17 protein-coding genes are annotated in these 19,192 nt (G+C 57.5%); 5 read left to right on the top strand and 12 right to left on the bottom strand.

What is annotated here, in order from left to right; translation table 11 throughout:
- Positions 1 to 3,455: Calx-beta domain-containing protein (locus C8N36_RS18960; RefSeq protein ID WP_146227669.1), on the top strand; the 3,455-nt coding region annotated here is incomplete at its 5' end.
- A 79-nt stretch (positions 3,456 to 3,534) separates the two neighbouring features.
- Here C8N36_RS18960 and gspM read toward each other — a convergent pair.
- From gspM to gspG, 7 genes are all read right to left on the bottom strand, one after another.
- Entirely contained in the window at positions 3,535 to 4,035 is a 501-nt protein-coding gene (gene gspM / locus C8N36_RS18955; protein WP_097806333.1) for a type II secretion system protein GspM, read from the bottom strand.
- The gene (gene gspL / locus C8N36_RS18950; protein WP_097806334.1) at positions 4,032 to 5,222 is read right to left on the bottom strand and encodes a type II secretion system protein GspL; all 1,191 of its coding nucleotides are present in this window, start codon (positions 5,220 to 5,222) and stop codon (positions 4,032 to 4,034) included. The genes gspM and gspL overlap by 4 nt, the downstream gene beginning before the upstream one ends.
- An 86-nt stretch (positions 5,223 to 5,308) precedes the next feature.
- Entirely contained in the window at positions 5,309 to 6,277 is a 969-nt protein-coding gene (gene gspK / locus C8N36_RS18945) for a type II secretion system minor pseudopilin GspK (RefSeq protein ID WP_097806335.1), read from the bottom strand.
- On the bottom strand, positions 6,277 to 6,927 hold the full coding sequence (locus C8N36_RS18940) for a type II secretion system protein GspJ (RefSeq protein ID WP_097806336.1): 651 nt from the start codon (positions 6,925 to 6,927) through the stop codon (positions 6,277 to 6,279). Before C8N36_RS18940 ends, gspK begins: the two co-directional genes overlap by 1 nt.
- The gene (locus tag C8N36_RS18935; protein ID WP_170125923.1) at positions 6,924 to 7,271 is read right to left on the bottom strand and encodes a type IV pilus modification PilV family protein; all 348 of its coding nucleotides are present in this window, start codon (positions 7,269 to 7,271) and stop codon (positions 6,924 to 6,926) included. Before C8N36_RS18935 ends, C8N36_RS18940 begins: the two co-directional genes overlap by 4 nt.
- Positions 7,272 to 7,297: 26 nt before the next feature.
- Positions 7,298 to 7,759, bottom strand: a complete 462-nt coding sequence (locus C8N36_RS18930; RefSeq protein ID WP_170125922.1) for a prepilin-type N-terminal cleavage/methylation domain-containing protein — start codon at positions 7,757 to 7,759, stop codon at positions 7,298 to 7,300.
- Positions 7,744 to 8,184: a type II secretion system major pseudopilin GspG gene (gene gspG / locus C8N36_RS18925; RefSeq protein WP_097806384.1), complete on the bottom strand. Its 441-nt coding sequence runs from the start codon at positions 8,182 to 8,184 to the stop codon at positions 7,744 to 7,746. The genes C8N36_RS18930 and gspG overlap by 16 nt, the downstream gene beginning before the upstream one ends.
- A gap of 148 nt (positions 8,185 to 8,332) precedes the next feature.
- On the opposite strand from gspG, the gene C8N36_RS18920 reads away from it, so the two are divergent.
- The 3 genes from C8N36_RS18920 (at position 8,333) to C8N36_RS18910 (ending at position 11,974) form a co-directional block, all read left to right on the top strand.
- Positions 8,333 to 9,100 (top strand): prepilin peptidase, encoded by a 768-nt coding sequence (locus tag C8N36_RS18920; protein ID WP_141468199.1) that lies wholly within the window; start codon positions 8,333 to 8,335, stop codon positions 9,098 to 9,100.
- A 106-nt stretch (positions 9,101 to 9,206) separates the two neighbouring features.
- On the top strand, positions 9,207 to 10,772 hold the full coding sequence (locus C8N36_RS18915; protein ID WP_097806340.1) for a tetratricopeptide repeat protein: 1,566 nt from the start codon (positions 9,207 to 9,209) through the stop codon (positions 10,770 to 10,772).
- Positions 10,769 to 11,974: an SEL1-like repeat protein gene (locus C8N36_RS18910; RefSeq protein WP_097806341.1), complete on the top strand. Its 1,206-nt coding sequence runs from the start codon at positions 10,769 to 10,771 to the stop codon at positions 11,972 to 11,974. Before C8N36_RS18915 ends, C8N36_RS18910 begins: the two co-directional genes overlap by 4 nt.
- 1 nt (position 11,975) lies before the next feature.
- Here C8N36_RS18910 and C8N36_RS18905 read toward each other — a convergent pair whose 3' ends face one another.
- The gene (locus C8N36_RS18905; RefSeq protein ID WP_141468201.1) at positions 11,976 to 12,488 is read right to left on the bottom strand and encodes an outer membrane protein assembly factor BamD; all 513 of its coding nucleotides are present in this window, start codon (positions 12,486 to 12,488) and stop codon (positions 11,976 to 11,978) included.
- A 108-nt stretch (positions 12,489 to 12,596) separates the two neighbouring features.
- Between C8N36_RS18905 and C8N36_RS18900 the strand changes: the two genes are divergently transcribed.
- Positions 12,597 to 13,064 carry a type II secretion system protein N gene (locus C8N36_RS18900; RefSeq protein WP_097806343.1) on the top strand — a complete coding sequence of 156 codons (468 nt, stop codon included), beginning with the start codon at positions 12,597 to 12,599 and terminating at the stop codon, positions 13,062 to 13,064.
- 1 nt (position 13,065) lies between these two features.
- On the opposite strand, the gene C8N36_RS18895 is transcribed toward C8N36_RS18900, so the two are convergent.
- The 4 genes from C8N36_RS18895 to C8N36_RS18880 all read right to left on the bottom strand — a co-directional run bounded on the left by C8N36_RS18895 (position 13,066) and on the right by C8N36_RS18880 (position 19,128).
- Positions 13,066 to 14,283: a type II secretion system F family protein gene (locus C8N36_RS18895; protein ID WP_245910986.1), complete on the bottom strand. Its 1,218-nt coding sequence runs from the start codon at positions 14,281 to 14,283 to the stop codon at positions 13,066 to 13,068.
- A complete protein-coding gene (locus C8N36_RS18890) occupies positions 14,280 to 15,728 on the bottom strand; it encodes a GspE/PulE family protein (protein WP_245910984.1) in 1,449 nt (482 codons plus the stop codon). The genes C8N36_RS18895 and C8N36_RS18890 overlap by 4 nt, the downstream gene beginning before the upstream one ends.
- Positions 15,729 to 15,741: 13 nt before the next feature.
- Positions 15,742 to 17,739 (bottom strand): secretin N-terminal domain-containing protein, encoded by a 1,998-nt coding sequence (locus C8N36_RS18885; protein WP_245910982.1) that lies wholly within the window; start codon positions 17,737 to 17,739, stop codon positions 15,742 to 15,744.
- Between the two features lie 162 nt (positions 17,740 to 17,901).
- A complete protein-coding gene (locus C8N36_RS18880) occupies positions 17,902 to 19,128 on the bottom strand; it encodes an AGE family epimerase/isomerase (RefSeq protein WP_097806345.1) in 1,227 nt (408 codons plus the stop codon).
- Between the last annotated feature and the right edge of the window lie 64 nt (positions 19,129 to 19,192).

The following is a 19,192-nucleotide window of genomic DNA, read 5'->3' as shown; positions in this document are numbered from 1 at the left end:
ATGCCGAAGTCGGGGCGACGTATGCCTATACGATTTCTTCCTCTGCAGGCGGCACCGTTGTTACCGGGATTGGCACAATTGCCACGGCAACAGATCAAGTCACCGGTCTGGATTTGTTGGTCTTGGCCGACGGAACCCTGACTTTGTCGGTTGTTTTGACCGATGACTATGAAAACGCGGCGGTCTCGGTCGCAGATACCGTGGAAAAAGACGCCGAAGTTCCTTTGGTCGCCCTCGATTCCCCGGTTGCCGGTGACGGTGTTGTAAATGCCGCTGAACAAGCGTCGGTTGCGATTTCCGGCACGACATCTGGTGTCGAAGACGGGCAGTTGGTCACCTTGATCATTACGGATGCTTCCTCGGCGATTGTGACAGGAACGGCCACGGTAGGTGGATCCCTGTTTAAAACCGCGTTTGATCTTAGTTCTTTGAGCGAGGGGGCTTTGACCGTGACGGCGGATGTTGCGGATGCGGCCGGTAATACGGCGATCCAGTCAACCCTGAGCCTGTCCAAGGACACCATCGCCCCAAGCGGGCAGGGAATTGCCTTTGATCAATCGCCGGTGAATCTCGCCAACCAAACAGCCATTGATCTGACCTTGAGCGGAGCGGAAGTCGGCAGCGGCTATGCGCTCACGCTCAGCTCAACTGGCGGCGGGACACCGCTTTCTTCCAGCGGAACGATCCTTGCTCAAGACGAGCAATTGACCGGGTTTGATCTGAGCGGTTTGTCGGATGGCACCGTGTCAGCATCGATAGTCTTGACCGATACGGCTGGCAACGTTGCCAGCGCTGTGACCGCAACAGAGATCAAGGAAACATCAGTTCCAACAGTGGTGCTGACCGGACCGGCTGGCCCGATTTCCGACGCTTTCGATGTCACTATGGTTTTCAGCGAACCGGTGTTTAACCTCGAGGTTGCGGGTTTCGACATTGTCGGAGCAAGCGCCACGGGACTGTTGGGCACGGGTACTGACTACACCTTGACTGTTTTGCCTGATCACGACGGCGAAATTACAATCCAAGCGCTTGTTAATGCGGCGCAAGATGCACAAGAAAACCCAAGCGAAGCCTCTGCTCCGATCACTATCACTGCGGATTTGACTGGCACACCAGACCCTAATGCCGCTGCAGATGCGGATGGCGATGGCGTCTCGGACGATTACGAAAGCAGTTCAGCTGACCGCGATGGGGACGGGGTAGCTGATGCTGCGGACTATGATCCGGCGGGGTACTTCTATTGCGAAGACGACGGGCGCATTTTGTCGGGTGGCGGGATCTCGATTTCCGGCCCCTCTGGCTCGAACAGCTCGGTCGGTATCGCAAATGACATCAACATCGTTCAAGATGGCAGCTCGGGGTATTACCAATGGTTCGCCCAGCGTCCTGGCACTTATACTGTCACCTACCAGTATCCAACGGATTCAGGTCTTGCCAGCACGGCGCGGTTGTCGTCAGGCACTTTGGATGTGACCAGTTTGTTGCCCGCCAACCCTGCTGTGTTGGGGTCAACGGAATTTGGCAACAGTGGTTCATTGGCGGACAGTTCTCTGGGTGCCAACCCGGTGTTTTACAGCAGCTTTGTGATCGAAGCGGGTGACCCGAACGTTTTGGCGAACAATATCCCGATGACGCAATGTGCGGAAAATGCAGTGATCGTCAGCGCGACTGATAACGGTGCCGAAGCAAATGACGGCGTCACCGACAGCATCTCCTTCACAATCGCACAAGACAGGTTGTCGACACTCGATACCGTGGTGGCCTATTCCATGAGCGGTACCGCGACTGAGGGCACAGACTATGTGACCGCCAGCGGGTCTTTGACCATTCCAGCCGGCAATATGACAATTGATGTTGAACTGGATGTGCTTGAGGACGGGTTGGTCGAAGGTCTGGAACTTGCGACCCTGACTCTGACGGCTGTGACCTCGGCGGATGATGCGACAATCCTAAGCGCGACGGCCAGCAATCTGGCGGGTTCTGCCAGCATCACCGATGACGATTCCATCGGGATTGCGGTTACAAATGATGACCTTACGGCATCAGAAAACGGACGCGACACGGCGGCGATGGGCTTTTCCTTGTTGGGTCAACCAACCTCGGATGTTGTCCTGAACTTTGCCGGTGACGGTCAATGTTCTGTTTCACCGTCAAGTCTGACCTTCACCGCAGCAAATTATGCGTCTCCTCAGCGGTTGAAAATCGAAGCGCGGGACGATGAGGATGTCGAGGGCACGCACAGCTGTCAGCCGACAGTTGCGGTTGCCTCAACGGATGCCAACTTTGACAACTATAGTCTGGCCTTGGCCGAGGTTATGGTCGCGGACGATCTGGTTGACCAAATCCGCGATCCATTGACCGAGATTCTAAAGGACGATCTGGAAGAAACCGTGCGTACACAACAGCGTCAGTTCAGCAGTATCGCCAAAGGGGCCCTTGGGCGTCTGCGCGATGGCCAAGAAGACACTCCATGCGGAACGATTTCAGATCCGGATGTGGATGGCAGTTTGGACATCACAGACGGCAACGGGTCGACCACGGGTAAATTCGGCTGGGAAAACTACGACTGTCAAACAACACGCCGTAATATCCTCGATGGCTCCTTCTCGGTGACATGGTCCGAAGACACAGGCACACAGGCAGTGTTGCAACTGTCGCGCCTGTCGGAAAAATACGTCTCTGACAAAGACCTTCGGGGTTTCTTCTGGGGTGGGTATTTCAGCCGCAACAATGTCGACAGCACAGCCGAAGGCACCATCGACGGCTATGGCCTGAACGGTGGGATCTATGGGGCCAAGGCAACTGGCACGGGTTTGTTTGTGGATTACTACGCCTCAGCGGCGATGGGTATTCACAACTATGACCTGACGTTTGACGCCGATGCAGGGGACATCAACGCCACCGGCAGCTACAACTATGCAGCGCTTTTTGGCGGTGTCGCCCTAAGCGGCAAGCGGGACTATGAGACCTATTCCATTAGTCCGCGTGTCGGTTTGGACGTGGCGCAGGCGTGGGTCAGTGATGCTGATGTAACCGCGCGCCAGTTGGGCGAAACGGATACCGGCTCGATCGATTTGCCAGACTTTACCGGCGGGCGCTTCTTTGCTGAAATCGAATTTGCCGGTCTGAGCACCAAGAAAGGCGCAAGCTCGCTGGGTCAAATGATGACCGAGTACAGCCTCACCCCGCGTGTCGCTTGTGAATATTCATCTTATGGCACTGATCCGGAATGCGGGGCGGGCATCAACTTTGAGGTCACAACTGATGATCCAAACGAAAACCTGAGCTATGGGTTTGAGTTTGATTTTGAACGGATGGATGATTTGAACCGTTTCCGTCTCAGCTTCTCTCGCGAACGCCGCTTTGCCGGTGATCTGGGTGCGGTTGTCACACGTCTGTCCATGCCGGATACGACAAATGTGGTGGTGGAACATGGGGTTAAGCTGGACTTCTAATCCCGGCCATCGCTAAACAAAATGCCGCCCCGATGGAATTCGGGGCGGCATTTTGTTGTGACGCGAACGATTGTGTTTGTTAATTTTCAGTGGCTTGCAGCTCAATCCTTGCGGAAACACGGCTGGGCTTGTTGATGGTTTCAAATCGGTAGCTGTTGATTTCATAACCCCAATGGGGATGCGAGGAGGTCAGCCAGGTCGCCATTCGGACGAAATCAACGTCGTCAAACCTTAGCACCACAAGTCCACCCGTTTCGGTCCCCAATTCGGTCAAAGAAGACCGCAATTTGGAGGATTTTAGTCCTTCTTCCAACCCGCTTAGGCCTATTGGGGCGTAGGATTGGGCAACAACGGCAGGCGAGGCAGTCAAAACGCGGGCTTCTGCTGCCCTATCCGCCACCCAAAGCTGCAAGGCGGCCGTTTCCGTAACTGTGGCTTCGGCTGATAGTCGGGCTTCGTGCAACGGTAAGAGCACACCAAACCCTATTCCGGCTGGAAGAGCGATACCGGCCATGAAACCCAGCAAAACGCGTTCCCTCCTGCTCAGCCGCAAGGCAAGGTCGACAAGTTTCCCAATCATTGTCCTGCTTCCTTTTGCACACTGACAGTGAAATCGGCTCGAACACCTTCGATGCCGGTTTCTGAACGGGTGTCTTGCAGGTTTACGTCTAATCCTTCGGCGCGAATGGCTTCGGCCAGCGTTTCAACGGCGGCGAAATCCGGCAGCTGAACGATGATCCTTAGCCCGTCTTCGGTGCGGAAATGGAACATCTCCGGTTGGGCTTGGGCTGCTTGCAAAATTCGGGCGACTTGCGTTCCCAAATCCAGTGGGTCGAGCGTCAGATCGGGGCCACTGTTTTCCTGCTGCATGGCGGACAAGGCGCGGGTAACTTGCACGCGGGCGTCCAGCACGGGGCCGCCGTTTGTAAAGACATCTTCCACCGTGGTGGTGATTTGATCCGACAATGCCCGTGTCTGAGTTTGGGCGAGCTGCATGCGCTGCCATTCGCCGGCGGCCCAAACGGCGGCCGCCAAAGAGGCCGCTACAAACGCCCAAAACCAAGGGCGCAATTTTTGGGTCAATCGGGCACGGGCTGCGGTCGGGTTGTTCCGCAAGTCCAACTGCAATTCACCAAAGCCAAGCAGGCGTGGGGCATCCAACCCCAGTCCAACCGCGTCGGCGGGCTTGGTCAAAACCGGTATGCCGCTGTCTTGTGCCAGTTTGGTCACACCGCCGGGCATGTCGCCAAGGGTCAACAGCGCTTTGGGTTTCGGCTGCCCAGCCAGTGCGTTTCGAAGTGCTACAAACGCCAATGTATTGAGCGCGGTAAACCCGTCTTCGGGGCCGAGGCGTACCATCAAACCTGCTTCGCCGTCCAAATCAACCGGCGCAATTGTCCAAAGATCGGCGGCGGTGGGCAGGGATAGGTAATCCGGCAAAACGGCCCGTCCAGCGACAGATTCCAAACTGCCAAGCCAGTCTTTGTCGGCGACAAGAACGCGGGTCCAGGCCTCTTGCACTGTTTTGTCCGAGCCCAGCGTACAAGGACGCATCGAGATCTGATCGGGTTTGAGTCCTAATCGGTCAGACAGTTGCCGCAGCGCGACGCCTTCGCGCGCTTGGCCGCGCAAACCGGCAGGCAAATCCAGCGTCACGATCGGGACGGCGCTGCCGGACACCAATGTGATTTGGTTGGTGGCTATTGCCCCGTCCCCTTGCCTGACAAAGAGTTGCGCCTCATCTTGATGGGTTGCAGATTGGCGCAAAACGGGTCTCCTGTTTGGTGATGCAGCGGTGTCAGAATGCCGGTCGGGCCGGTCAAGTGCAATGGCCCCTTACCGTGTTTTGCGACTCATGGGCGGCGGGTTTGGTGCCAATAGGTCTCAACGACCGGAGGGCGGCCCTTGCGATGCAAAACCGTGTCACGCGAGGCAGTTAGATCTCCTACGCGGGTTGAGGCCTGAATATGAAACCAATCCGTCGCGACCGAGATCTGATCCACTGACAAAAGAGCCGGATCAGGTTCGCTTTCGTCACCCTCCTCTTTCTCTTCCAGGGTCTCGCCAAGGCCAACCGCGATCAGAAAGGTCTCGGCGGACGGGAAAGGCTGGATATTGCGCGCGGCCAGAATGCGCGACAGCGCGGCGGGGGACAATTGGGGTAAAAAGGCAGAAAGAACTTCGCGCTCGACTGTGTTGACATTCAAAAGGGCATCGCCCGGAAGGGCCGTGATAAACGGGCGCAAGGTGTCATAGCTGCGGGTTGTCAGGGACGGGATGGCCCTGAGCTGCTCAACCGAAAGAATAGCGCCCCCTACAGGGTCAAGCGCGGGGTTTTGAGCGCGCCAAACCGCACGTTCCGTAGGGCCACCGGGTTGCAAAAAGGACCGGATGGCGGTGCCCGCTTGTGGCGGGATGGCCAAAGTTTTCAGCAGGCGATCAAACGCTTCATGCGCCAGAACATTTTCAGGATTCGCCAGCCAATTGACGTTAAACCGGCCTTGCAAGTCCTGAATTCGGCCGCTGACCTGCCCTTGTTCCAGATCGACAGCTGGCACTTCTTCGGCCCAAGCTTCGCCATTGTGGTCGGTGGCGTTCAGATCGCGCGACAAAATGGTGGCGGCCAAGGCGTCAAACCCATCAAGATTAAGCGTTATTTGTTCAGCAGTCGCGCCGGACAGCAATCTGGCGCGACCAGCTTCGGATCGTGACAAAAGCAGGACTGAAACCGCAGCCAAGGCAGCCACCAACACCAATGCGTTGACCAAGACAAAACCATCGCTGCCTGACTTTGAACGACCTGATTTCAAATTGCCCGACATCAAAAAGACTCCAACACGGTCAGGGGGCCAAGACCGTCAATGTCAAAGTTCAATTCAATCGCTTGCGGCAAGGTGCTTGAGTAGACTTCGGGTGCACCTGCGGATGAATCGCCGTCTCCGACGGTTGTGGTCACGGGGGCTGCAATTCCGAGGCCATCGATCCAGCCGCGCCCATTGACATAGCTACGCAAGGATAGTCCGCGCACGCCGGTTAGAACCTCCTGCCCCTGCTGCAAAGCGCTGTTTTGTGCGGGGATGAGCGTGCTCCAACTGTGGCGGCTGAGCGTGCCGTTTTGCAATCGCCACTCAACCCGTTGAAAGCCGGACCCGACCGTCCGTTCGCTCTCAAAGCTTTGGCGGCCAGCCACCGAAATCGACAATACGCCAGAGCGAAAGCGAATGGCGGACTGCGGGGGTTGGCGATCCGGTGGGTAAAAGGACATCGGAATTGCGGCTGACAAATCCGCCCGCAGCATCGATACCGCGCGAGACAAGCGCGCATTTTGGTCAGCCTTGGCGGTCAAGGATTCCTGATTGCGCATCATACCCGTCAGGGCCTGCGCCCCCATAACAGCCACCAAAGCAAAGATCGACATGGCGACGACCAGTTCAATCAAGGTCAACCCGGCATCCCGGTGCGGTTTGCTCATCGCCCAAAACCTTGCGCTAGATAGACAACCAGTTGCGCGCCTTCGCCGCTGTTGCTGCGGGCGGTCACGGTGGATTGCACCAATCCCGCTTCGGTGGTTTCATTCTGGACCGTCAGCGTGAAGTAATAGGGTCCGAGCGTGACGCGCGATGGCAATGAAGCCCGCGCGCCCAGCAATTGAAGCTCCTCGGCGCGATTGCGGGCTGCAATCTGGGCCAACAGGCGGGGCGTTTCTCCGCCAATCGCGCGCTGGGATTGATTGGTCGCTTGTAGGGCCGCAAGGGTGCCAATAGTCAAAACGAGGATGGCCACCGCCAGTTCAACCAAGGTAATGCCGCGTGTCATTCGCCGCCGCGCGCGTTGTGTGCGGGTCAATCTGTGTTGCATTGCAGCCCCGCATAACCGTCGCTGACGCAATGGGCCGCGCTGCCAAAGGAAATACGAAACGGGGCGGATTGACCGGTGGGCAGGAACACAATGTCAGGCAGCGGCGCGGGAAGCCCATTAACAGGCCGCGACGAAAGCGTCACCGGCCCGCGCCAATCGCGCGCTTTCGACGTGGGTTGCCAGCCCGTGTTGCGCAGGGCCGCGGACCGGATGGTTTGCCGCGTGATATGTAGGCCCAAGGTTTGTTGGCCAGCGACCGCCATAGCGCTCTGGGTTTCAAAGCTGCTGCGAAACTGGGCCAAGTCTCTGAAATGGGGGGCTGATTGCCGCCCCAAGGCAAGGCTGGCCCCAACGGCCAAAACAGAGATAATGGCGACACTGACCAAAAGCTCGATCAGAGTGAAGCCGGCATCAGAGCGGGTGTCTGGCGCTACTGCAATGTCCACGATCCGATATCCGCATCCGCGCCTGTGCCCCCTGCGACACCGTCCGCCCCGTATGAAAAGACATCAAAATCGCCGTGAACACCCGGTTGCAGGTATTTGTATTCCTGCCCCCAAGGATCCACCGGTTTTCGGTCCATATAGCCGTTTTGCGCCCAGTTTGTCGGGGCCGGATCGCTGACCGGTTTGGTCACCAGCGCCGCAAGTCCCTGTTCGCTGGTCGGGTAGCGGAAGTTGTCCAAGCGGTAGAGATTGATCGCGCTTACGATTGCGGCAATGTCGGATTGCGCCCGTGCAGCGCGCGCTTGATCAGGGCGATCAATGACCCGTGGCACAATAACCAGCGCCAAAATCGACAAAATCACGACGACAACCATCAATTCCAGCAGGGAAAACCCGTCATCTTGTGGCTGCTTGGTCTTGGGCATGCAAAGATGGTCCAAATTGGTCATGGGATGCTTTCGTTGAAATTTCTACGCAACAATCGGGCAGGGACATTGAGGGCCATTATTCACGCGTCAAAAGGTATGTCCAGACGATCTTGGTGGGCAGCTGCACTTGAGCGGGCCGGTTAGAGTGCAGATTGAGGATATATTCTGGTCTGTTTTTCTCCTGCTTGTCGCCCCTGCGATTGGTTCGTTCTTAGGGGTCTTGCTCGACAGGCTGCCGCGCAGCGAAGACGTGATGGGCAAAAGATCATCGTGCCGCACCTGCCACGCAAAGCTTGGCCCACTGGATTTGATCCCGATCCTCAGCTTCATCGCTCTGCGCGGAAAATGCCGGTATTGCCATTCCGCTTTGGCGGGTTGGCATTTGTATCTTGAGATTGCGGCTCTGGGTTTGGCTTTTATGGCGGTCTCGGCTGGTGGTGATCCGTTTGAGATCTGGCTAAACGCGCTGTTTTTATGGGTTCTGCTGGGGCTGTTGACGGCGGATGTGCTTTGGTTTCGCCTGCCGGACACGCTGAATATCGCATTGGCAGTGGTCACAGCCGTGATGGCTGCGCAGCATGGGCAGATCGGATTGATTAGCGCATTGGCAGGCGCGGCGGTTGGCAGCGGCAGTTTTATGGCCTTGCGGATTGGCTATCAGGCGCTGCGGGGGCGCGAAGGCTTGGGTATGGGCGATGTCAAACTGATGGTCGGACTTGGGGCATTTGCTGGCCCGTTTGATGTGCCGGTCTTGCTGCTTATGGCATCGCTGGGGGCCTTGGCCGCCGGTCTTGTTGTGCATTTGCGGGCGCGGGCGCAGGGGGCATGGGCAACCCGCCGTTTGCCATTTGGTGCGGCGCTGTGCTGTGCGGCAATTGTAATTTGGGTTTTTCGGCACCTCACGGCGATATGATCCTAGTAGAAATCCCTATTTGAATTCGATGGGGCGACACTTTACGCTTGTGCACTGACGATTGATTATATGCGTTTACGCTCTGTCCGCTTGAAATGAGAAACATATGCCCCTTTTGAAAACCGACGTCTCGGCTGCCCTGCTTGTTGCTTTGCTTGCGCTGCCCGGCTCTGCCGTTGCTCAAGAATCAGGAGAGTCCGCAAAACCGGGCGCCGGCATCGGGATGGAACAAATCGAAGAAGCTTGGGCGGCTCAGGATTTTGTTCAGGTCCGTCAGGGTTTGAAACAATTGGCAGAGACTGAACAGAAACCCTTTGCGATGTATCGTTACGGGTATGTTTTACTTCAAGGCCTTGGGGGGCCAAAGGACGTCGAAACGGCGGTGCAATGGCTGGAAAAGGCGATAGAGGCCAATCAATCCGATGCCTCTGTTTTGTTGGCTCGAATGCTGCTGTCGCCGCCCGAAGGAGGCCCTGCGCGCGATCCTGAACGTGCCGCGAAACTGCTAAAATTCGTGGCACCGCGTGGCAATAGCGAGGCGCAGTACTATCTGGGTTTGATGTTTCAAAAGGGCATTGGTGTCCCTCAAGATGACGAAGAGGCCCTGAACTGGCTACTGGCAGCCGCAGAAAATGGCAGGGCGAATGCGCAGTTCGAGCTGAGCCGCATCTATGCCAAACGAAAAACGGGATCGGACAACGCCGCGCAATCATTGCGCTGGCTGCAAGAGGCTGCAGGGCAAGGCCATTCCGAAGCCCAATATTTCCTTGGCTATGCCTATGATCAGGGGCGGGGCGTCCCCCAAAACAAAAGCGAAGGCCTAAGCTGGCTGTACCGATCTGCCGAAGCGGGCTATTTGCCGGCCCAGCTGGTCGTCGGGCGAAAATACCTAAAAGGCGAAGGCACAGAACAAAATGCCACCGAAGCCCAGCGTTGGTTGCAACAGGCTGCCAATGCCAGAAGCCCCGAGGCGATGGCAGAATTGGCGGCTGGATACCTGTCGGGCGAGGTGCTGGAGGCCAACGCGCCATTGGCCCTGCAGTTGTACCGTCAGTCCGAACAATACGGTTTGCCCGTGGCTATGGTTGGCCTTGGGTCAATGTTGGAACAGGGGCAAGGCGGCGCAGAGGTGGATATTCCTGCTGCGGTGGCCTTTTACCGCGAAGCGCTGGATGCCGGCAGTACAGACGCGGCGCTGCATTTGGGTGCGCTTGCGGGTCAAGGCAAGCTGGACGGTCTTGTGGCCCCGCAGCGCGGCATTCCCTGGGCTATGGCGGCGGCCGAACAGGGGGACACCGCGGCGCTGGATTGGGTGCGCAGGCAGGCCGATACCGGAGTCCGTTCCGCGCAAACCGCGATGGGAGTTTGGCTTTTGAGCCAAGAGGGCTCGGACGAGGAGGCTGCCGCATTTTTAAGCACTGCCGCCGAGGCGGGCGATACCAATGCGCAATATCAGTTAGGCCTGCTGTATATCACCGGCCAAGGCGTCGGGCAGGACTATGTTCAGGCTCATAAATGGATCAATGTGGCGGCTGCGGGCGGCAACAGCGCTGCTGCGGAAAAGCGGACGGTTTTGGGCGATTTGATGACGGCCGAACAGGTCGCGACAGCGCAAACAGAGGCGCGAACGTTCTTTGAACAGGCCAAATCCCCTGCCGGAGCGGATGAATGACGATGCGCGCCAAACTTGCTTCGTTGCTTTGCGCCCTGATGTTGTCGTCTCCGGCAGCCGTGGCTCAGCAAACGGCAGTGGCGGGAGACGCGGATCTTTCGACAATCACCAGTATGGCAGAGCAGGGCGACGCAAACGCGCAATATGCTCTTGGTCTGAAACTGTTAGAGGGTTCGGGACTGCTGCAAAACTTTGCCTTGGCCGCGAGTTGGATGGAAAAAGCCGCGAACCAAGGCCAAATGACAGCCGCCAATCGACTGGGTCAGATGTATTTTTCTGGTATCGGAGTGCGCAAGGATCGCGCCAAAGCGCTGCACTGGATGCAGACCGCTGCCAATGCAGGGGACAGTCGGTTCATCTTTGAATATGGAACCGTTTTGGAAAAAACCGCGCAGAACGAAGATGATTTGGGTTTGGCGGCGGCACAATACCTACAGGCCTTTGACATGGGGGAAAGCGCGGCGGGTGTGAGTTTGGCTGTTTTGTTGCAAGGCGGGCAGGGAGTCCCACAGGATTTACCAGCAGCTTTGCGGATTTACACGCAGGCAGCAGAGCAAGGGGATGCGCAGGCGCAAAACAATCTGGGTTTGATGTATGTGCGCGGCGAAGGTGTTGACCAAGACTACGCCCGCGCGTTTGAATTGTTTGACGCGGCGGCCAAGCAAGGGTTGGCAGTGGCCAAAGGCAATCTGGCGGTGATGTATGAGAACGGCTTTGGTGTGGACGTTGATGAACCGATGGCGCATCAGCTGACAATTGACGCCGCGCGTAGCAAAGCAGAAATGGCGTCCGTGGCACCTGTTTATGACGCTCGGCTCATGCCCATTGAGGCGAATGACGACACGATTCAGCTTTTGCAGGTGGCGGCCCAAGCGGGCGATCCGGTCGCGCAATTCCAGATGGCTTGGTTGATTGTGACATCTGCAGAACCCGGTTTTGAACAAAGTCAGATGGCGGCCAGATTGTTTCGGGCCTCGGCCGAAGCTGGTTATCCGCCAGCGATGGCGAATTTGGGTTTGATGTATTTTAACGGGCAGGCAGTGCCCCAAGATTATGTGCTGGGTCAGATGTGGTTGGTTCTGGCCGGATCGGCAGGGTTTGAACCTGCATTGAACATGAATTTTGCTTTTGCCAATCGCATGACACCAGCGCAAACTGCCGAAGCGCAGAAAATGGCACAAGCCAAAGCAGAGCAGCTTTAATCTACAAGGATTTCAGCCGCGCCTGAATGCTGGAGACACGGCTGTCCAAAGATCCGATCGGGTCCATTTCTGGATTGGATTTGAGCACTTCGGACAGGGCTTTCTGGGCTGAAGTCAGGTGTGTCTTTGCGGCACTTTTCTGGCCTTGACTGAGCAGTTCCAGCCCCAGTTCATGCTGCGCGGTGCCATAAACAGCAAGGGCCGCAGAGCGTGCATCACCAGTTTGCGAATTCGCCAGCGACGACGAGATCGCGGCGGCGCGGCCAAAGTCGCCGCTGCGCAATTCCGCATGTGCATATTCCAGTTGGAGCCGGTGGGCTAAGGGGCCTGCTTCGGTCACCAATTTCATGTAATGCCGCTTGGCTGCTTCATAATTTCCGTTTTCCAAGGCGTCGCGGGCCACGGCGTATTTAACTTGGAAATTGCTGTGGCCGACACCAATGCCTTCACAGCTTGCAACAAATAGTAGTGCCAAGCCGGTCAAACCGGCCCGTGCCATCGGGAATACCTGCATGTTTGCTCTCTTTAACGCTTGTTTATTTTGCGTATTTTCAACCAGTATACCCTTTTTGGCTCACTGCGTCTATGCTTGGGCGCGGGTGTGGAAAATCGAAGGGGCCGGATGCGCTGGATTGGCTGGATAGTGGCGATTGTGGCGCTGGCGTTTGCTGGCCAAACGGGGCATGCGCTGTGGTTGTCGTGGCAATCGTCGCATAGCGAAGCGAGCCTTGCCCCCGCGCCGCAAACCCCTGATCAACTGCCGCCCGAACCCCCGCGCCGCGCGCCGCGCAATTGGCCGTCGGTGTTTGGAGAGCCGCAACCGCCCAAACCTGCGCCGCCAGAACCGGTCGCAGAACCGCAACCGCCAAAGCCGCCGCAACCACCCATCGACTCGCTGGGGTATTCGCTTAAGGGACTTGTTCAAACAGGTCGGTCAACCTGGGCGATGGTGCATCATCCAACGGGCGAACAACTGGTCCGCGTCGGCGATATGCTGGCCGAGAACATCGAAGTTGCAAGAATTGACGATGACGGAGTTTGGGTGTCCCGCTTTGGGGGTGATCCCGAATTGTTGGATTTTCCAGAATAACCTATCCCGCGACGACAGCCTGTAGATCGAAGACCGGCAGAAGAACCGCCAAAACAACCACCAGAACCAACGCACCTACAACCATCATCAGCAGCGGTTCAAGCAGGGCTGCGATGCGTTTTCGTTCTGTAAGCAACCGGTGTTCGGTCAATGCGGCGGCGCGATCTGTCATCCGCGCCAGCCGGACCGAGATTTCACCGGCTGAAATCAACTGCCGTGCCACGGGCGGTAAAAAGCTCAGCTCCTCAAGCGCCGAAGCAAGGCTTTGACCCTGCCGGACAGCGGTTGAAACGGCTTGGCCCTCGGTTTGGAACTGTTCGGCGGTCAGCACGCTGGCGGCACTGTCTACAGCGCTCAGCACGGCATGTCGGGACCCGAGCACCAGCGCCAAAGTGCGCATGTATTGAACCGCCTCGGACATGCGGGCCAGCCGGCCAAGCACCGGCAATTTCAAAACCACCCGATCACGTATCCGCCGCAGTTTTTCCACCCGAGGCACCGCCAAAGCGAAACACAGCAGCGCAAACAGCCCGATGGCGATCACAACCCAATTGTCGATAATCGCATCCGACACCATGAGAACGGCAACCGTAATGGGGGGCAGATCCCGGCCGGTCATCTCGAACATCGACACGATTTCGGGCGCAACGTTCACCATCAAAATTCCGCAAACCAGCAAGGAAACCGCCGCGACGAAAGCAGGATAGATCAAGGCCGTCGCAATTTGCGCTTTGCCAAGGTTCAACTCTTCCAGATGGTCCGCCAATTCGGAGAAGACTGTGGACAGCTCTCCGGCCTCTTCGCCTGCTCTGAGCGAGGCAAAGTAATAGGGGGGAAACCCCGCGCCAGATTCTTCAAGCGCCCAAGACAGCGACCCGCCGTCCAGCAAATCGGCGCGGGTGCGGGCAGCCACGGATTCCAGCGCGGGGTGGCCACCGGTCCGCACGGCCTCCAATGCCGCATCAACCGGCAATTCAGCGCCCAGCATCACGGCCATCTGGCGGGTAAACACCGCTTGAAGATCCGGCCCGAGGCGGCGGCTGCGAGGACCGAAAACCGATTTGGTCTTGGCACCGGCTGCGCGGGTCTCAGTCAGATCGGAAACAAACAGATCTTGCGTGGCCAATTGCTGGGTTGCATGTGTCTGCGTTTCGGCCACGATGGTGCCCGTTTTTTTGCGGCCTGAACCGGTGTAGGCCGTGTAGCTATAGGCCTTCACGTGACATCCCCGACAATGCGCAGGGCTTCGGCAAGGCTGACACGCCCGTCGGCAACGGCTTGCAGCCCCTGTCCGGTCAGGGTGTCATGTGGTGAGAGGGCCAGTTTCTTGATGGCCGCTTCGCTTTCGCCCTGATCAATGGCGCCGCGCAGGTTTTCGGTAACTTCGGTGATCTCAAAAATACCAACGCGCCCTGCGTGGCCGGTCATGCCGCAGGTCTCACAGCCTTGGGCGTCAAACAATTCCGTCGGAATGGCGATGCGGTGCCGTGTAAACAGCGGCTTTTCGTCGTCATGAATCGGCCGCGCGGTCCGGCAATCCGGACACAGCTTGCGCAACAAACGCTGGGCGATCACGCCGCGCAGGGTCGCCGCGATGAGAAAGTTTTCAAGCCCGAGGTCTCGCAGACGCACGATGGCACCAACCGAACTGTTTGCGTGCAAAGATGAAAAGACCAAGTGACCGGTCAAAGCGGCCTGTGCGGCTGTGCTGGCGGTTTCGGCGTCACGAATTTCGCCGACCAGAATAACGTCGGGATCTTGACGCAATGTGGCCCGCAGTCCGGCGGCAAAGGTCATGCCGATTTCCGAGTTGATTTGCGATTGCGACACGCCGGGCAAATCATATTCTATCGGGTCTTCGACGGTGACGATGTTGCGGGCCGCGCGGTCTGCCAGCTGCAAAAGCGAATACAGCGTTGTGGTTTTACCCGCACCCGTAGGGCCGGTGGCAAGGATCACGCCGTTGGGAAAGGCCGCCAACCGGCGCAGCAAGGATTCTTGGGCTTCGGACAGTCCCAGATCGATCAGGGGCCTTAACCCCGAAGACCGGTCCAAGATCCGCAGGACAATCCGTTCGCCATAATGTCCGGGAAGCGAGCTTACGCGCGTGTCGATCACCCGCCCGCCCAATGACAGTGGAATCCGCCCGTCTTGCGGCAGGCGTGTTTCGGCAATGTCTAATCCGGCCATGACCTTAAGCCGCGAGACGATGCGTTTGACGGGCACATCAGGCCGGTCAAGCACCTGTTGCAGCACGCCATCAATGCGCATACGCACCCGCAGTCCGCCTTCGTGGGGTTCAATATGCAAATCCGAGGCACTGTCTTGGACTGCGCGGCGTAGCAATTGGTTCACCAGTTGGATCACAGGGGCATCCCCCGGTTCATCCAGAAGATCGCGTTGCCGGCTGGCAAAGGCCGCCTCTTCGAGATCGAAACTGATATCGTCGCCGGTGGTTTCGCCCTGCCGGTCGCTATCGCGGTAGGCTTGCGACAGCGCGGTGTCAAAGCCCATCTGATCCGCTTCGACGACTTCTATCTTGCTGCCGCCAATGCGGCGCTGCGCTTCGCGCAGGCCCAGTTGCGTGACCTTTGGACCAAGGACAATACGCCCTTCTGTCAGAACAATCTGCTGATCTTGGGCAAAGGCGAAGGGCAGGCGCAAAACCGTTGGCCCGCTATTTCCCGTTAAACCGGAGTCGGCTCGGGAGAGGGGGGAAGTTTCTGCGTTGCGCAACGTCATCAATAAACCCGGCATCAAAAGGTTGGTCCAGATCCGCGCCGTCAAAAGGCAGCGCACCGATTTGGCTTCTGGGGTATCTTCCATCATCCAGCGGCGCAATGGAAGCGCTGGCAGTTTGCGCTTTGCCTGTCACGTCGCGGGTGATGCGCCGCGCTTCAGCATCATTGGTCACCACTTGGGGCCGCATCAACACCAGCAAAACACGTTGGGATTTGTCGGCGTTTTTGCCTTTGAACAACCCGCCAACCAGTGGAATCTTGGACAGGCCCGGAACGGCCTGAGACACCGAGCCATTGCCGTTTTCAAGCAATCCACCCAGCATGATCACGGCACCATCGCTGACCAGCGCCGTTGTCGACAAAGACCGGCGTCTGGTGATTTCACCGCCGGCAGCTGAATTGGTGTTGGTCAGGTTCGACACTTCTTGCTTGATCAACAGCCGCACGGTTCGGTCGGCGTTGATTTGCGGGGTGACATTCAGGGTCAGGCCGACGTCTTGGCGTTCAATGGTCTGGAACGGGTTTTCAACGGCGCTTTCGCCGACCGTAGCATAGCTGCCGGTCACAAAAGGCACGTTCTGGGCCACCACAATTTCAGCTTCTTGATTGTTCAGGGTCAAAATTGAGGGTGTCGACAAAAGCCGGGTCGAATTGACTGACGTGATCGCGGTCAAAAGGCCGACAAATCCGTTATCGCCGGAATTTGTCGCGCCGCCCAACACACCGCCATTACCAAGATTCACGGTCTCGTTGTTGCTTACAGCGGAAACAAGGTTGATCAGGCTGGTCCGCCCCGGCAAAGCAAACTGTGTGCCCCCGATCAGCGCGTCATTCAGCACGGCCCCGAATTGAACGGTCAAATCCGACAGGCCTTCGACGGACATTTCGAAAATCACGGCTTCGACCAAGACCTGCTTGGGCCGTTGATCCAGATACCGAACCATATCGGCGATTTCGCCAATCCGTTCCTGCGGCGCGGAAATCAACAGGGAATTTGTTTGCAGCTCTGGTACGATGCGAATGACCGCCCGTGTTCCAGTTGGATCTTCGGTGTTCAAGGTGCGCATCACCACTTCGGCGATGGAGGAGGCATCAGCATAGTTCAGCGGCATGGCGCGGGAAATCACAGTGTCGCGCTGCGTATCCAGTTCACGGACCAAAACCCGCACCCGTTGACGGGTGGCTTCGGAACCGGAGATCAGCAAAGCATTGGAGCGGCGGTCAACGCTCACGTTAGAACTGTCTTCCAAAATCCCCATAGACTGAATGACTTGCATCACGTCAGACGCATTGGCATTGCGCAGGCGCAAAATCTCGATCGGAGAGGATTTGGAGGGTTTGTCCAATTGCTCGATCAGCTTGGTAATGCGGGCGATATTGGCGCTGCGATCCGACAAAATCAGACGATCCGATCTCGGAACCGCCGAGATGATCGCCTCTGATGGCAGCAGCGGACGAACCACTTCGATCACCTCTTGGGGAGAGATGTCACGGACACGAATAACCCGCGTTTCAAAGGTGCCGGGCAAGGCCGTATGCCCTGATGACAGTTCACGTGCTGAATTCATCGGCACAATTCGGTCCGCGCCCGCGCCTTGCACGATGGTCAAGCGGTTCAGTTCAAGCACTGACAAGAAGACCTGATACAGATCGTCATTCGACATTTGGTCCGGCGACAAGACTGTGACGGTGCCCCGCACGCCGGGGTCGAGCACAAAACTGCGGCCTGTGGCCTCTGATACGATTTCGACAAAGTTGCGCAGGTCCGCATCGCGCAAATTCAAAGAGACCTGCGCATTTGCGGGCATCACATAGCTGAGGGACAAAGTCAGGATCATCAGGCCCAATGCATGGCCGCGCAAAGACCGAAACAGGCCGGTCGGAATCCGTAAACGCTTGGCGTTAGCCAAGTTTTGCATTGCTTGATAGGTCATGCTCTGCTCACAATTTCGGGGCGTTTTCGCCCTTTGCCTCATTATTATGGGCAAGCATACGCCAAAATCCGACAAAACGCACTAGTTTCTATGCAGTGCCTGTCAAAGATGCCTCTGCGGTGCAATTCCGCCATGTGGCGTCAATCCACAAGCTGCACCAAGTCATTTAGGATTTGGCCAAAGCCCCACTTGGCCACCTTCGGTCAAAGCCAGCACAAGATGATAATGCAAACGGCTAAGCGCCTCTGGCCAGATCGGTTTCCCTTGCGTGTCCAGCTGGTTTATAAAGGCGTTTTGGCCGCCGAAATACTGCCGGAAAATCAACTGTACCAATGCCTTGGCACTGTCGGCATGTTCCTCATCAAAGGCCCTGACAGCATAGGTTTTCAGCACTTCGGTTTGCGGCCATAACAAAAACGTATCTTCGCGCCAGCTGGCGTCCGCCGAGACCGCGTCAAAAGCCGCCCCCTGCATCACGCCCTCGGCGGCAAAGCCGTGCTGGTCAGCAAAGGCCAAAAGCCGTTCAGCGACGTTGCGCATCGCGGGGTCACCTCCCAAATCGACTTCGCGCAGCAACAGCCACGCCCATTCGCACTGATGGCCGATTTCACGGCGCAGGCCGTCGCGGTCTGGTAGGGTCTTCAGGTCGGGAGACAGGAATTCGGTGATGGTTCCGCTGTCCGCGTCAAAGAAGTACTCAAGCCCCTTGGCGCGCATGCCCTGAGCGCGTTCCAACCAAACCGGCTGGCCGGTCATGTTAAACGCCTGCAAGCATGCCTCATACAGGTGCATATGCGGGTTTTGGGCGCGGTTCGGTGCCAACGGGTCCGTTGGATCTGCCACTGCGTCGTGTTCCAGCAGCAGGCCGGTGTCGGCGTCCAATAAGTGCGTTTCAATCGCAGCCCAGCTCGACTCCAGCTCTGGTGCTATGTCTTCGGACGGATGTAGGCGCCCCCAAGTCGACAGGGCAAGGATCACAAAACACTGGTCGTAGCTGGTGGCGATCTGGTCCTTGGTGTCGCGTCCCAGCGTTCCGTCGCGGGCAACAGCACGGCAATAGAGACCGGTTGACTTGCGAAAAAAGGGCAGGGCATCGCGGGCATCGCGCGCCGCCGTGTGAAAAGCCGGATTGTCCGACATCAAAGCCAGATGCGAAAATGTGAACAACAGCCGCGCTTGGGCCAAAATGGTTTTGCGGTCGGGCTGCGGCGGGGTCGCGTCAATGTCGAGCACATCAAAAAAGCCAATGCCATCGGGATCACGGGCCCGCAGGCTCCAAGCTGGTAAAAAGTCAGACCAGAACCAATTCACCCAATCGTCAGCGGTTGTGCAGGCTTTGGGATGGTGTGTTGAAATCGGGCCCGTGGCCCGGGAAAGGTTCGCAGTCATAAGAGGGTCGATGCCTTGGAATGGGTCTGGGGAAATAGTCAGGTTGATTGGAGCACTTGGGGCG

Origin of the sequence: Pelagimonas varians (assembly GCF_003208435.1) — a bacterium.
Taxonomy (GTDB): Bacteria; Pseudomonadota; Alphaproteobacteria; order Rhodobacterales; family Rhodobacteraceae; genus Pelagimonas; species Pelagimonas varians.
Note: the sequence above shows the minus strand (reverse complement) of the source record. Positions and strands in the feature narration are given on the sequence as shown.